Source organism: Chitinophagales bacterium, assembly GCA_041392475.1.
In the GTDB taxonomy this organism is placed as follows: domain Bacteria; phylum Bacteroidota; class Bacteroidia; order Chitinophagales; family UBA2359; genus JAUHXA01.
In genome coordinates this window covers 1,242,062-1,256,605 of the sequence record JAWKLZ010000002.1, presented here as the reverse complement: position 1 = coordinate 1,256,605, position 14,544 = coordinate 1,242,062, and the positions used below count along the sequence as shown (strand labels likewise).

The following is a 14,544-nucleotide window of genomic DNA, read 5'->3' as shown; positions in this document are numbered from 1 at the left end:
CCTTCAAAAAAAATATTTTTTTTTGAAAAAAAACTGGAGACGAGCATTTTTCAGCTTCAGCATGTCCATTCATTGATTGCTAAAATATTCCTCTTTCGCTTGTTCCAAAACCTCAATAATCTCCGCCCTCTGCTGCAATAAACGACCCATCTCTGCGGGCTTTTGGTAAAAAAGTGAAATTAACCGCCAATGTTTCAGGAACTTACCTGAATGTTGCCAATAACTTATCGCAAAAAATCCACTAAGCGGCAAACTCATCGCATACGCCACTGTCCACCATTCATTGGGAGCAAGATACTGATGAAATAGGTAAACCTGTAAGGCATAAAAAAAACTGAAAGTAAAAATTCCGCTGGTCATTTTGATAGGCCCAACATATTCCTCGTCTTTGGTGAGTAAAGCCGCAATCTTTGAAGGTAAAATATAGGGAATGTAATTGTTGACAAATCCATACAAATGCACAGGAAAACCAAGAATCAGCGTGACCAACATCCACAGACTGTCTCGAAAAATGTTGCGCTTTCGTTTTTTGTCCTGTGCCAAAAAGCGGTCTTCCAATTGTAATTCATTGAGTTGTGTCATGTATTTACCCACAGAATCTTGCAATGCCTCTACCCTCGGCGCATCCATTTCTTCAAAATGATTCACCGCATCCACAATACCCCTTGTCAGCGTAAAAGCGTGTTCTTTGGGGTCTAAATCCAAATCGGCAATCAGTTGATTTTTGTAAATCGCTTCAATCTGCTGCACCAACTCATCTTCCGTATCATCATCGGTAATGATTAGATTTTGCTCCAAACGTTGCCGAATCACCTCCGTCAATGCCCGAACTGCCTCAAATTCATCTTCTTGATAAGCTTCCTTAAAATCACTCACTTGAATAGGCTCGTCAATATTCACCCAGACATCACTCCGAAAAGTCGAAGCATCGCTATAATTGATGCCAATTGTCAAAATCGAAACCCCCAACTCAAAATTATTTCTTGCCTCAGCTCCCAAAGCAATCCTTGCCGTTCCCGTTTTGATTTCCCGCAGCCGTCGCTCATTGATACTCGTGCCTTCTGGAAAAATAATCAGCGTACCTTTCTCTCCCAAAAACTCAAAACACCGTTCAAAAATCGCATCATTTTGCTGCAGTTTATTGGGATTTTCAACATTATCTTGACGGCGATACACAGGAATAGCATTCATCAAATTGCTGAGTATCCAGTTTTTCAAACCCGTATTGAATAGCGTTCCTTTAGCGATAAAATGAACTTGTTGCTTCAACAAAGTAGCCGCAATAATTGGATCCATGAAGGTACTCGGATGGTTCGACACCACAATCAAGGGGCCTTTTTTGGGAATCAAATGCCGATTAACGACCTTGAATTGCCGAAAAAATACTTGAAGAGTTATTTTGAAGATTAATTTTAGAAAGGCGTAGAGCATAAGTTTTCAATCATTAATTCACCAACAATTTACCCACTTTTCTCCTATTCTTTGTCATCACTTCAAAAAAATACATCCCTTGCGGCAAATCTTCCACATCAATTGTCAGTAAATTATGGGAGGCAGAAAAATTGGGTTGCAATATTATTCGCTTACCTTCAATGTTGTAGAGTGTAAAAATGGGTGTTTCTGTTGAAGTGAAATCGAGGAAGCCCTCCAAACGAATTTCACACATTGCAGTACAAGGATTGGGAAAAATACGTACTTCGTTTTCCTTCTCCTTTCCTTCAATAGCATCCCAAACCAGACTTTGTGAATACAAAGCCACTCCGCCCCGACGATTTCCAACCAACAAATCTTTATCGCCACCACCGTTTAAATCTGCAATTGTCAAACCTCCTCGTCCGCCTTCGTTGATGAAAGAGTAGTTTTTGGTGACCAAGGTAAAGGTATCTTTTTCGAGGTCGGTAAATAGTGATAAATTACCGCCTTCACTTTGCACAATCAAATACAGTTTTTCGGTATCGTCCAAAGTTGTGACAATCGGCGCAGCACTTCCCCTCGAAAATTTGGGTTCCCGCACCGAAACATTGCCCCATTTTTCACTTTCGATGGAAAAAATAGGTGTTTCGCTTCCAAAAGGGGTGAAATTGCGGAAGTGAAAAATCCTGCCTTTTGCAGTACCTACCACCAAATCCACCTTTTCATCTCCATCTATGTCCACCAAAAACGGAACGGCTGAATAGTCGTTGGGAACTAAGGTCAAGAGTTCAAAAGTGTGTAGCTCCAATTGCAGGGCTTCACCGAGTGCAGCCGTATTTTCAAAATAATGTAATCGCCCCGATTCATCTCCTACCACCAAATCTTTGTCACCATCGCTATCCACATCTCCAAAAGTGGGATAGCATCCCAATAAATGGAGTTCACTCATATTGAAGTAGTCTTCATCTACCAATTGAAAGGTAGGTATTTCGAGCGTGCCGATATTTTGGAAAAGCGTCAAATGAGCATCTTTGTAAAATTGATTTTCCGTGTCATACTTCCCTTTGTTGCCTACCACAAAATCCATCAATCCGTCGGCATTGAAGTCTATAAAAGCGGGGTAAGCACCTTCGCCTACATCTATCATGTCTTCGGTCAAAAAATCTTCGGTTTGGCGTTCAAAGTGTGGGTTTTGGGCTGTTCCTGTGTTGAAGTAAGACCATATTTGGTGCGTGCTTTGTGATTCTACGTCATTGGGTGCTGTCAGTAAATCCTGTAAACCATCGTTGTTGATGTCCAAAGCATAAGCCGCAGGAAAAATGGAAATATTAACCGATTGATCATTGCTCGGAAAAAGGGTGTCTTGTTGGGTCATGAGGGCATTTTGGGGCGTACCTCCATTGGTGAGCAATACCAAATTGTTGAAGGACAAATCGCCCATCAGCAAGTCTTGGTCATTGTCGCCTTCCAAATCAAATGCCAATAGGGTAGAACCTGTATGCACTTTTGAAGCTGATTTTCCGCCACAATTTTCGCTGTTTAGTACTACTGAATTGGTGCTGCTATTCTCTGCAAATTTCCCCCAGCATCTGTCCACTCTTTCAAACCAAAGCGTATCACCCGCCGTTCCTGTCAATTCTTGTGATTGGTTTTCATAGTGTTCTACATAATTGCCGAAAGCGTCAAAACTCAGAATATCTAAATCTCCATCACCTGTGATGTCTGCTATTGCAGGAATATCAATGCGTGTGACCAATACATTGGAAGGCCCATTTAGACCTTGATACAACAACCTATTAGAAACCAATTCAAATGAAAGGCTATTGAAGGAAGGGCGTTTGGCACGATATACGCTCACTCCAGCTCCTTCAATGCTATACGTAAAAATATCAGTGATTCCATCGGCATTGTAATCTCTCAACAGTACCCAATCTTGAAGAGGCGGAAATTGGAAAGCGTATTCAGGTGTGTAAATGTAATTTTGTTGGTTGGGTGTGCCTTTATTGATGAAAGTCAGTACCTTATTAGTAGATTTATCGAACACAAATAGGTCTTCGATGCCGTCACCATTGAAGTCTATTGCCGAAAATTGAGGAGTATTCAATCCTCCTGCCCAAGGATATTGGAGTACTCGATTTTGGATTTGAACGGTGGTATTTCGATTGCGTTGAAAGTCGAGAGGTTGGGCAGTTAAGGGTGTAAGTTGAAGGGCAAAGGAGAAAATGAATAAAAATATGAGGTTGAAGTTCATCGCTTTTTGATGTCAAGTTAAGTCAAAAGAGTGTTTTATGATAAAACTACTCATTTCAATCCAAAAGGTATTTTCAATATGACACAAAAAGAGAAGGTCACAGAGGTTTTTTGGGTGTTCGTAAGTTATATGACACCTTGTTCAATGAACAAACAAAAATCATAAATTCAATCCTTAGGTATTGCTCTTAAAAATAGACTTCATCTGATTGAAGATGCGCTCAATCAACCGCAAATCTTCGGTAATGACCTCTGCCGTTCCTTGCATTCCTTGTTTGAAGGGAAGTTCTTTTTTGTAGTTGGATATCAAGACATCGGGAAGATAGACTGTTGCTTCATAAAAACTTTCACGAGGAACAGCGGCAATGTCTGCCACAGCAGTATGTAGCATCCCAAATTCTGTATTGGGGTAGCTATCGAGTTTGATGTTCACCCTTTGCCCAATCTTCACTTTTCCCACACCAAATATGGGCAACTGCATTTTACCCACAATTTGCTGCTCACCACCCACCGGAACAATTGTCATTACTTCCTCAGCCATTTGAATGTTTTGCTGCAATTTGATGCGGTCGGGCAGCGAAACGGTTCCATCAATCGAGGCCCTCAAAATGTAATTCAACTCCCAGTTTGCCAACTGTGCTTTTACACTACTTAGGGATTGTTCGATGTTTTGTTGAAGCGAATTTTCTTGATCACTGGCATTGGAGTTAATCTCAACAATGCCTGTATTTTGACTTGTGATTTGCAGGTTGTTTTCCTGAATACGTGCCTCCAAATTGGCCAAAGATTGTATATTCCGAAGGAGTTCTGCTTCAGCTTGCTCTACTTGCACCATAGAAACTCCACCTGTTCGGAGTGCTTGCTGGTAGCGGTAATAATTGCCTTTTGCAATTTCTACATTTCGTTGATAAATACCTCTTTGACGCTCCAATTCTGCGCCCAAATTTTTGAAGGCTGCAATTTGATCTTGGACAGCATTCACCCGCTTAGTGGGGTTTTGGTTTCGCAAAAAGCTTTGGTAGTCATTGACGCTCCGCAAAAGTTGAGCATAGACATCTTCCAATGCCCCCAAATGATTGACTGGCTTCAATTGAAGTTTACCAATACTGCTATTGATGGACAACCCTTCCATTTTCTGCAATTGGGTTTTCAGCTGTTTGACAGCTAAGGTATCAGTTGAGCTATTGAGTATCCCAACAATTTGGTCTTTGACCACTATATCATCATTTTGGACGGTCAATTGTATCAACTTACCGCTGTTTCGAGAGATGACAGGAATAGGAGGAGATTGTGTTTGTAGAGTAATTCGTGCGGGAATCACATCTGGATATTTGACCAAATAGGAAATGAGTATCAACAATACCAATACAGATAATATTACACTCGCCCCCCATCGAACTATCCAATGTGGGACATAGCCCAATATGTCTTGCATCTCTTCACTCCTCAACTCTATCTTATCCGCTTCGGATTCGTGAGCTGCTTGTGAAATGCCTTCTTCATATGTATTGCGGGTGACTTCCATGTTTTTTTATTGCTGAAATGTTATACTGTTTTATTGCTGAAATGTTATACTGTTGAATTGTTGTGGTTGATGGCAGATAAGTAGTTCAAAAATATAGCCATATAACCATACAACAATATAACAATAGAGTCAATTCCCAAGTTCCAACTGATTTTTTACCAAATGAAAATACGCTCCTTTTTTAGCCGTCAAAGTTTGGTGATTACCGATTTCCACTATTTTACCTTTCTCCAACACCACAATTTGGTCAGCATTTTGAACTGTACTCAATCGGTGTGCTACTACCACAACAGTTCTGCCTTTGAAAAACTGATTGAGGTTTTCCATGATAATGCGTTCGTTGTTGGCATCAAGTGCGTTGGTTGCCTCGTCAAAAAACAAGTAATCGGGATTTTTGTAAACAGCCCTTGCTATTAGTAAACGTTGTTTTTGCCCTTGACTCAACCCCACTCCTTCTTGCCCGATTTTGGTATTATAACTCAATGGCAGAGATTCCACAAAACTTTGAATATTGGCAACTTTTACCGCCATGAGCAGCTTTCGCTTGTCGATGATTTCGTCGCTGACTGCAATATTGCGGGCGATGGTATCCGAAAAAATAAATCCCTCCTGCATCACCACACCACATTTGCTACGCCACAAAGGGTTGGATAAATGCTCCATGTCTAATTCTCCCATACGTACTTTACCCTCCGTAGGTTCGTAAAATTTGAGTAAGAGTTTCAAAATCGTGGTTTTACCGCTACCACTCGTCCCTACCAAAGCCGTTATTTTCCCCTCAGGAATAAATAAGTTGATATTGTCCAAAACCCTTGGAGAATGAGGTCCTCCATAATGGAAAGTCAAATTATCGAGTACCAAATCACGGTTTTCGGGGAGCATTGCCAATTTGGGTTTTTCCGATGTTTCTTCATCTGCTTGCAAATGGATTTCACCTAAACGCTCCAAACTGATTTTCGCATCTTGCGCCAATTGTATGAAGCCAATTATCTGTAAAATGGGTGAATTCAACTGTCCAATGATATACGAAACCGCCATCATCATACCGAGTGTCATGTTGCCGTTGATGACCTCTTGTGCCGAAATAAAGGTGACCAAAATATTCTTCAACTCATTGAAGAACATTCCTCCCGCCTGTTGATACTGCTCAACTGCCAAACTATTCACCTTTATTTTGAAAAGACTGGCTTGAATCCCTTCCCATTCCCAACGTTTTTGTTTTTCATAGTTGTTGAGTTTGATTTCTTGCATCCCTTGAACCAACTGTATCAAGGCGCTTTGATTGGCAGATGCTTGGTCAAATTCCCTAAAATTCAATTCTCTCCTTTTCTTCAAAAAGAGCAATATCCACAAAATATGGAGCATACTTCCTCCAAAAAATACGAGTAAAATAGTCGAACTGTAGAAACCCAATACCAAACTGAAGACGAGCAAATTGACCACTCCAAAGAGTGTATTGAAGCTTGAGTTGGTCAAGAAATTTTCAATTCTATGATGGTCCCATATCCGCTGCAAAAGGTCGCCGGTCATTTTGGTATCAAAAAAAGCAATCGGTAAGCGCATCAATTTGACCAAAAAATCCGAAATCAGCGAGATATTGACCCTTGTACTAATGTGCAGCAATATCCATGATCGTATAAACTCAACTGACATCCGCCCTACAAAAAGCATCAACTGAGCCATCAAAATCAAATACACAAAATTCATGTCCTGTGTATTGACTCCAATGTCAACGATGGATTGGGTCAAAAACGGAAATATCAATTGCAACATGCTGCCAATAAACAGGCACAGCAACAATTGGACGATGAGTTTTTTGTACTTGGTGAAATACGAAAATAGAAAACCAAAACTTTTCTTGTCTATTTCTTGCCCTTCTGCTTCAAAGAAATCGGGTGTGGGTTCGAGCAATAAGACGACACCTTCTGTCTGTCCATTCTGACGGTTCGAAATCCAGCCCTTCAGAAAATCTTCAATACTGTAACTTACCAATCCCAGTCCAGGATCAGCAACAAATACTTTGTCTTTGGTGACTTTGTGGACAACCACAAAATGATTCTGTTTCCAGTGAGCAATACAGGGAAGAGGGGCTTTGTCTTGAAGTACATCGAAAGGTAGCGTAACAGCTAAGGTATGAAAACCAACGTTTTCAGCAGCATCACTGATACCCAAAAGTGAAACACCTTCTCTGTCTATATGACTTCGTTCCCGTAAATGTTGTAGAGAATAGTGCTTTCCATAATGCTTGGCAATCATCCGCAAGCAAGTAGGACCGCAGTCCATTGCGTCAAGTTGTTTGTAAAAGGGAAACTTTGCCATAAATGGGTTGGCTTAGGGGGATTAATGAGTTTAAATTCAATTCCAAAAAAAATATCAAACATTCTCAAGTTTTGACTTGAGTTTGATTTGTTTTTTTGAACTTGATGTTTGTGTATTGTCATAGTTATGCAAAAACTGTGCAATAAAGCTTTATTGCATAAAAAACTTTGCTATTTTTTGTATTAGAGGAGGATAGCCACAAATTGAAGGAGATGAAAAAGACTGATAATAGGCAAGTTAATAGTCAAAAAAAAAAAATGGCATGCTTGGTATGATATTTGGATATTTCTGTTTGTAATTTTATTTTAACAACTTTTTTAAAAAGTCCATTCCATGAAAAAAATAAATAAATTCCAAGCCGAAAACTGTTCAAAGGTAAATCCCATTGATACAAAAAATCAATCTTCCTTCAAAGGAGGTCGCTTTCCTTCCAGTAGTTTTTTTAGCCCATCAAATACATCAAAAGTAATAGGAGGCAAAATCAATATTTTTTCTCCTTCAAAACTTTTCACGTCTTTTGCCGATTTAAGAGCATTCATGTTGTCTGGCAAATAAGTACAATTGAATAAGGAAAAAGTTGGTGTTTTACCAAATAAAAAAGAGGCAGTAGTTTAGAAATACTTGCCTCTTTTTTTTATCTTATTTCACCTTGCACTTCTTTTAATGCGTTCCATCAATTGAAGCAGGTATTACTCTCTCGGCCTCTTCAAAAATACTTCTCGACAACAACACCTTTGCAATCCGCTTGCCACTTGGAGTAAAAACGGACAAACGCTGTCTGACAATCAATAAGAAATCAACTTTCCCCCGCAATTCGATATGTTCCCACGGAATAAAAACAGGTGGATGGGCAATACTGAATAGCGAGATTGTGGACATATATAGACCTTCCTCATTGATAACTATATTTAGGACATAGTTGTATCTTGCCCAACCTACGGTACCACTCGTCATGGATTTCGCATATCCTTCGGGTTTTAAATCTGTTCGGTAGTATTTGGCCATTGTTGCCCAACCCGATATTTTAGCTGTTAGATAATTAATAGCTATCCAAAATAGCGGAAAAATGACCAGAAAAGCAATAATAATCAGTACGGTAGTCATGTTTATTCTTTAGTTTTGGGATTCAAAATCAATATAAGGCATATTTTCTAAAATACGCTGTTTCTAAACTATCAAATTAAGTCTTTACATGAAAAAACTATCTTTTTTACTCTTACTTTTTGGTTGCTTCCTTTTTAATAGTACTGCACACGCCCAACAATTGTTTAGAGCAGGAATTGTTGGAGGATTCAATTTTACACAAATTGACGGAGACGATGTAGCAGGTTATGACAAATTGGGATTAAACGGAGGTTTTGTAGTAGAATTGGGATTGGACGAATACAATAGGTGGAGTGCTGCAATGGAAATCTTGTATTCTCAGAAAGGCAGTCGTTCTACACTTAGAAACTCGGTTGTTGACTTCAAAATAACTATGGACTATGCCGAAATTCCGCTGCTAGTGAAATACCACGACCTAAAAGGAGGGCTGATTTTTGGAGCAGGAGTATTAATTGGACGTTCAGTGAAAAACAAATACGAAATATTTGGGCTGGATGAAACAGAAGATTACTTTGGAGGGGATTATCCTCCAAAAAAATGGGATGTTGGAGGAATTGTGGATGTATCTTATATGTTCTCTTCTACTTTTGGACTCAATTTCCGCTTTACCAACTCTATCACAGCTACCCGTACCAACTGTGACAGTATCTTAGCCCCTTCAAATGAATGTCTTCGCCAACGCCATCGAGCACTTGCTTTGAGAGCTATTTTTATGTTTGCAGGGCAAGAGTAGGTCTACTGAATACTAAATTTTTGGACATTGCAGATGCCCAGATTGAAGTTTTCCGTGCTACCAAAACCTTCTTCCGCTACAGGTGGGGCAAGTGCTACTTCTTGACTCGGAAAAACTTGTACATATTCAATGGTCATTTCTATAGGCTTTACCTCCATGTTTATTTCTGCAATTCCTTGATAAGTAATTGGTGTAGGATATGTCTGGTGAATTGTGACAGGAAAAACGCCTTTCAAATCTAAGTCATTTTCAAATTCAAGAACTCCTTCTGCCAAAGAAACATTAGCGGCATAGTCGGTATCCTTCAAAGAATAACGAAAATCTTGGTAAATTTGTAGAGTTCTGCTCTGCAATTGTTTTCGCAAGTTACTTGCCAAATTGCCGCTTTCTGATTTCCAAACACCGTCAACTTTGATTGTTTCCATATCGGGTTCTTCCAAGCCAGTAGTTATATTGCAAGAACCTAATAATAAGCTGAAAAACAAGATGGTGAAGAATTGAAAACGGTTGTTCATATTCGTGGTTTTTAGAGAAATTGAAGTCGTAGAAGTAAAAAATGCTACAAAAAATGACCTTTTACAGCAGTAATGGTATTGTTTTTTTAGACTATTTTGAAGTAAGAATGTTTAAAAAACAGCCTAAATCATTTTTTGCAGTAACAAGCCCATAGCCTGCAATTTTCCTTTTTTTGCTACTTTTGATTTCAGCAAATTTTTTAAAACAACCTTATGGATTCATTAGACCCTAGAGTTAATCGGCTTGACTTACAAAAAAATACTCCCGAAAACGAAACGGGAGAACACCAACATGGAGTAACGTATGAGATACTTGTCCAAAAAAAACGAGGAGCACAGCACATTCACGTTGGTTCTTTACACGCAGCAAGCCACGAAATGGCATTGGTATTGGCGAAAGAGCAGTACGGCCGAAGAGACGACTGCTTTAATATTTGGGTGGTCAAAACAACAGATATTTTTGCGCTCAATATTGAAGATGAGGACATGTTTGCTACGAATCGAGATAAAAAATACCGACTATCGTCTGGCTTCAAAGTGAGCGACAAAATTACGGCCTTCAAAAAGGCGCAGAATGAATTAAAATCAGAATAAAAATGGAAATGACAAAAGACACTCAACAGGCAATCAAAGAATTACTCTACAAAATGGCAGATGATGCGCTCATCATTGGCCACCGCAATTCAGAGTGGACGGGCTTGGGACCTACGATTGAAGAAGACATAGCTTTTTCTTCAATGGCACAAGATAAAATTGGTCATGCTTATCAATTGTACCTTATTTTGCATGAACATTTAGGAGAAGCAGATCCTGATATTTTGGGTTTTCAGCGTCCGACCAAAGACTTCAAATGTTGCCAATTGGTCGAGCTGCCGATTGGAGAATATGATTTTAGTTTGATTCGGCATCTGTTGTTTGACTATTCCGAAGCTTTGCGCTACCAAGCATTGATGAATTCCTCTTTTACACCATTGACGCAGTTGTCTGCCAAAATTCGAGGCGAAATCAAATACCATATTTTCCATGCCGATGTGTGGGTCAAACAACTGGCTAGGGCTACCGAAGTGGCACATGCTCGCCTTCAAACTGCCCTAAACGAAGCCTTCCCCTACGCTTTGGGAATTTTTGAAGAAGGTGATTTTGAAGCTCAATTGCAGGAGGGAAATGTTTTTATAGGTGAAAAGGCATTGAAGGAAGAATGGCTGCAAAATTTGGAGGTTTTCCTAAAAAAGGCAGGACTTCAAATGCCTGATGTGGATTCTGTTACACCAATTTATGGTGGAAGAAAGGGTTTTCACAGCGAATATTTACACCCCTTATTGAAGGAAATGACAGAGGTGCATCGGATAGATGAAACGGCGGAGTGGTAAGGAATAAATGAGAATAAAAATTAAAAAAGCACCTCAATATCAGTTTCTTATCAAATACTTCCTAAATTGATACGAAGACTTTTATAGTTTTTTGTTGATAGAAAGTTGATTTTCTTACTTCTGATATATTTTTAAATGAAACTATAAAAGTCTAAATCGGGAACTTATTTTTTATGCGTTCTCTAAGTGGTAGTGGTTCGTAGTGTTCCTCTAGTGAATTGACAATCAAGTTAGTAAGAAGCAAATGAGATTTTTACAACTATCTGATAATCAAATCCCTGCGTCTCTCTGTGTCTGCGTTTAGTAAAAACTACCCGAACCATTGAAGTAGGGAATCAAAATGAAAAATGTTGTTGATAGACAGATTTTTGCAAAATTTCAGTAATTTATTACAATTCAACCAACTGCAACTCTTCCCATCACCTTCTCAATCGTCCGCTCATAATGTTTTTCATACATGGGCAATATGGCTTCAATATCGAAACGGCGTGCTTGGTCGAGGGCATTTTTGCGGAATTGCAGCAATGTATCTTCATTACTTAGGATAGAAATCGCATTTTTCGCCATATCTTCTACATCTCCAATTTCGCTCAAAAAACCCGTTTCACCATGCACATTGATTTCGGGAATTCCACCTGCATTAGACGAAATAACAGGCACTTCACAAGCCATTGCCTCCAATGCAGCCAATCCAAAACTTTCGTTTTGAGAAGGTAAAATAAACAAATCTGCAATCGCCAACAGTTCACCAACAGCATCTTGTTTACCTAAAAAACGGGTGTCGTGACAAATATTCAGATCTCGGCACTGTGCTTCCGCAGCTTTACGTTCTGGGCCATCACCGACCAACAGCAGTTTGGCGGGCATAACTTGGTGAATGCGATAAAATACATCCAATACATCCTGTATGCGCTTCACTTTCCTGAAATTGGAAATGTGCATAACAATGCGTTCTCCTTGTGGTGCAATCGCTTTTTTGAAGTGGTCTTTGTCGAGTTTTTGAAAAGCTTTAAGATCAATAAAGTTGGGAATCACTTCAATATCTGTGTGGATGTCAAAATACTCGTATGTCTGTTGTCTAAGGCTTTCCGAAACTGCTGTCACACCGTCTGATTGATTGATGGAGAAACTCACAACTGGCGAAAAAGTGATGTCTTTGCCGACAAGTGTAATGTCTGTACCATGTAAGGTAGTTACTACTGGAATTTCAATCCCTTGTTCCTTCAAAATATTCTTAGCGAGATAAGCAGCTGAAGCATGAGGAATGGCATAATGAACGTGTAAAATGTCCAATTTTTGAAATTTAACTACATCCACCAATTTACTTGCCAATGCGGTTTCGTAAGGCGGAAAAGCAAATAAGGGGTAATTGGAAAAACTGACCTCATGAAAATAGATATTTTCAACAAAATAATTCAAACGAGCGGGCTGCTCATAAGCAATAAAATGCACTTGATGGCCCTTGTTTGCCAATGCTTTGCCCAATTCGGTAGCCACAACTCCACTTCCGCCATAGGTAGGATAACAGACAATACCAATTTTCATATAAGAAAGGTTGATTTTTGTTGAATGGATATACTTTTTTGAATAACGGATTGGGGTATTTTATGTTTAAACATCGTCTTTGCTAATAGACACCTCAGCCTATTTACGTATGCTCATTGAAGTGAAAGTAACAAGGTAAATAAAATCTAAACTCACAAATCACTAATGGGGAATCATTCTACCTGTCTTCTCTTTCCAAAACACAAAACCCACATAACCCAACAATATCGCTACCTTCAATCCATACAAAACCATTCCGCCTAAAGGCATTGCAGTGAGCTGTTTGTCAACTAAAAACAAGCCTATTCCGATTATCAAATATTGCAGAATACGCCCTATTTCGTAGGGAATCAAATAGTATTTTCGACTCCAAAAATAGGAAATTATGACCATTGAAGCATAACAAATCAAGGTTGCCCAAGCCGAACCCAAATAGCCAATTGAAGGAATCAACAAAACATTCAGCACAATGGTAATGCTTGCGCCGATGACCGCAATGATTGCACCAATAGGGGTTTTGTCGGTCAATTTGTACCAAATCGAGAGGTTGTAATACATCCCCAAACACAAATTGGCGAGTAGTAAAATCGGAACAATGTAGAGCCCTTCTCGAAAATTTTCTCCAATAAGGATTTTAAAAATATCTATGAAAAAAGTCACCCCCAAAAAAATCAAAATCCCTGCTGCCACAAAATACCGCATCACCACCGCATACACCATCTTGGCATTAGATTGTATAGACTGGGCAAAAAAGAAAGGCTCGGCAGCATAGCGAAAAGCTTGGGTGAACAAGGTCATCAGAATCGAAAGTTTGTAACATGCTCCATAGACTCCCAAATGTGCTTGATTGGTTTCCAAGTCATAAGGCAGCAAATACTTCAATAAAATCCTATCCAACATCTCGTTTACAATCCCTGCAAAACCTGCAATCATCAAGGGCATTGCATACCAAAACATCTTCTTCCACAATACCTTGTCAAATTCCCACCGTACCTTTTTGAACTCTGGTAAAAGTAGCAAAAGCGTCAATGCACTTGCCGCTAAGTTGGCGAGAAAGATGTAACCAATTCGTATATCAGGATTGTAAATCGCTTGTACAAAAGCAAAATCATCTGCAATTCGGGGAGCCAATACCACAAAAAATAGCACCAGACCTATGTTGGTAAAAATATTCACCATTTTGATGGCTGCAAACCGAATCGGACGGTTTTCGTAGCGCAAATTCGCAAAAGGAATCGAGGCGATGGCATCAAAACCCAAAACCAAGGCAAACCAAATAATATATTCTGGGTGATCGGGATACTGAATCAGATTGGCTATCGGTTGCGCCATTCCAATAAAAAATACCATCAAAACTACACTCGATACCAAAAGCGAGATGACCGCCGTGCTGAAGACTTTCTGCGAATAGGCTTTGTCTTTGACATAGCGAAAGAAAGAGGTTTCCATGCCGTAGGTAAACACAATCATCAAAAACCCCACATAACCAAACATTTCTGTTACCACTCCATATTCCGCTTGCAGAAAAACACGGGTATAAATCGGTACCAACAAATAATTGAGCAAGCGACCAACGATGCTACTCAATCCATAAATGGCAGTTTGACCTGCAAGGCGTTTGAATAAAGACATGGAAATAGAAAGATTGGTAATTGAAGTGCAACTTACTGTATTTTTTTGATTTTTTGCGGTAACATTTTTGCAAAAATCTGCATCAAGGAATAGGAGTTGATAGTACAAATACATTGCAGTGCAAAATATTTTTTCAAC

Annotated in this window: 12 protein-coding genes; 3 read left to right on the top strand and 9 right to left on the bottom strand. The window is 39.4% G+C overall.

Annotated elements, in window-relative coordinates:
* Positions 1-69 precede the first annotated feature (69 nt).
* The 6 genes from R3E32_18435 to R3E32_18410 all read right to left on the bottom strand — a co-directional run bounded on the left by R3E32_18435 (position 70) and on the right by R3E32_18410 (position 8,611).
* A complete protein-coding gene (locus R3E32_18435; GenBank protein ID MEZ4886713.1) occupies positions 70-1,431 on the bottom strand; it encodes a lysophospholipid acyltransferase family protein in 1,362 nt (453 codons plus the stop codon).
* A gap of 13 nt (positions 1,432-1,444) precedes the next feature.
* Complete coding sequence (locus tag R3E32_18430) at positions 1,445-3,664, bottom strand: FG-GAP-like repeat-containing protein (protein MEZ4886712.1); 2,220 nt, start codon at positions 3,662-3,664, stop codon at positions 1,445-1,447.
* 174 nt (positions 3,665-3,838) lie between these two features.
* On the bottom strand, positions 3,839-5,188 hold the full coding sequence (locus tag R3E32_18425; protein ID MEZ4886711.1) for a hypothetical protein: 1,350 nt from the start codon (positions 5,186-5,188) through the stop codon (positions 3,839-3,841).
* Positions 5,189-5,317: 129 nt separating this feature from the next.
* Entirely contained in the window at positions 5,318-7,507 is a 2,190-nt protein-coding gene (locus tag R3E32_18420; GenBank protein ID MEZ4886710.1) for a peptidase domain-containing ABC transporter, read from the bottom strand.
* A 398-nt stretch (positions 7,508-7,905) separates the two neighbouring features.
* A complete protein-coding gene (locus R3E32_18415; protein MEZ4886709.1) occupies positions 7,906-8,046 on the bottom strand; it encodes a hypothetical protein in 141 nt (46 codons plus the stop codon).
* A gap of 121 nt (positions 8,047-8,167) precedes the next feature.
* The gene (locus tag R3E32_18410) at positions 8,168-8,611 is read right to left on the bottom strand and encodes a hypothetical protein (GenBank protein ID MEZ4886708.1); all 444 of its coding nucleotides are present in this window, start codon (positions 8,609-8,611) and stop codon (positions 8,168-8,170) included.
* A gap of 88 nt (positions 8,612-8,699) precedes the next feature.
* On the opposite strand from R3E32_18410, the gene R3E32_18405 reads away from it, so the two are divergent.
* Entirely contained in the window at positions 8,700-9,344 is a 645-nt protein-coding gene (locus R3E32_18405) for a porin family protein (protein MEZ4886707.1), read from the top strand.
* Positions 9,345-9,346: 2 nt separating this feature from the next.
* Here the strand turns inward: R3E32_18405 and R3E32_18400 are convergent, their stop codons facing one another.
* On the bottom strand, positions 9,347-9,859 hold the full coding sequence (locus R3E32_18400; protein ID MEZ4886706.1) for a hypothetical protein: 513 nt from the start codon (positions 9,857-9,859) through the stop codon (positions 9,347-9,349).
* Between the two features lie 213 nt (positions 9,860-10,072).
* Between R3E32_18400 and R3E32_18395 the strand changes: the two genes are divergently transcribed.
* Together R3E32_18395 and paaC are read left to right on the top strand one after the other, a co-directional pair.
* Positions 10,073-10,453: a hypothetical protein gene (locus R3E32_18395; protein MEZ4886705.1), complete on the top strand. Its 381-nt coding sequence runs from the start codon at positions 10,073-10,075 to the stop codon at positions 10,451-10,453.
* A 2-nt stretch (positions 10,454-10,455) separates the two neighbouring features.
* On the top strand, positions 10,456-11,229 hold the full coding sequence (paaC, locus tag R3E32_18390; GenBank protein MEZ4886704.1) for a 1,2-phenylacetyl-CoA epoxidase subunit PaaC: 774 nt from the start codon (positions 10,456-10,458) through the stop codon (positions 11,227-11,229).
* Between the two features lie 396 nt (positions 11,230-11,625).
* Here the strand turns inward: paaC and bshA are convergent, their stop codons facing one another.
* Both bshA and R3E32_18380 read right to left on the bottom strand, forming a co-directional pair.
* Positions 11,626-12,774 (bottom strand): N-acetyl-alpha-D-glucosaminyl L-malate synthase BshA, encoded by a 1,149-nt coding sequence (gene bshA, locus R3E32_18385; GenBank protein MEZ4886703.1) that lies wholly within the window; start codon positions 12,772-12,774, stop codon positions 11,626-11,628.
* Between the two features lie 162 nt (positions 12,775-12,936).
* Complete coding sequence (locus R3E32_18380) at positions 12,937-14,406, bottom strand: oligosaccharide flippase family protein (protein ID MEZ4886702.1); 1,470 nt, start codon at positions 14,404-14,406, stop codon at positions 12,937-12,939.
* Between the last annotated feature and the right edge of the window lie 138 nt (positions 14,407-14,544).

Excerpts from the sequence above, each read along its gene's own strand:
- paaC (MEZ4886704.1), top strand. The coding sequence starts at position 10,456 with ATGGAAATGACAAAAGACACTCAACAGGCAATCAAAGAATTACTCTAC.
- R3E32_18410 (MEZ4886708.1), bottom strand. The coding sequence starts at position 8,611 with ATGACTACCGTACTGATTATTATTGCTTTTCTGGTCATTTTTCCGCTA.
- R3E32_18420 (MEZ4886710.1), bottom strand. The coding sequence starts at position 7,507 with ATGGCAAAGTTTCCCTTTTACAAACAACTTGACGCAATGGACTGCGGT.
- R3E32_18400 (MEZ4886706.1), bottom strand. The coding sequence starts at position 9,859 with ATGAACAACCGTTTTCAATTCTTCACCATCTTGTTTTTCAGCTTATTA.
- R3E32_18415 (MEZ4886709.1), bottom strand. The coding sequence starts at position 8,046 with ATGAATGCTCTTAAATCGGCAAAAGACGTGAAAAGTTTTGAAGGAGAA.
- R3E32_18435 (MEZ4886713.1), bottom strand. The coding sequence starts at position 1,431 with ATGCTCTACGCCTTTCTAAAATTAATCTTCAAAATAACTCTTCAAGTA.
- R3E32_18405 (MEZ4886707.1), top strand. The coding sequence starts at position 8,700 with ATGAAAAAACTATCTTTTTTACTCTTACTTTTTGGTTGCTTCCTTTTT.
- R3E32_18380 (MEZ4886702.1), bottom strand. The coding sequence starts at position 14,406 with ATGTCTTTATTCAAACGCCTTGCAGGTCAAACTGCCATTTATGGATTG.
- bshA (MEZ4886703.1), bottom strand. The coding sequence starts at position 12,774 with ATGAAAATTGGTATTGTCTGTTATCCTACCTATGGCGGAAGTGGAGTT.
- R3E32_18395 (MEZ4886705.1), top strand. The coding sequence starts at position 10,073 with ATGGATTCATTAGACCCTAGAGTTAATCGGCTTGACTTACAAAAAAAT.
- R3E32_18430 (MEZ4886712.1), bottom strand. The coding sequence starts at position 3,664 with ATGAACTTCAACCTCATATTTTTATTCATTTTCTCCTTTGCCCTTCAA.
- R3E32_18425 (MEZ4886711.1), bottom strand. The coding sequence starts at position 5,188 with ATGGAAGTCACCCGCAATACATATGAAGAAGGCATTTCACAAGCAGCT.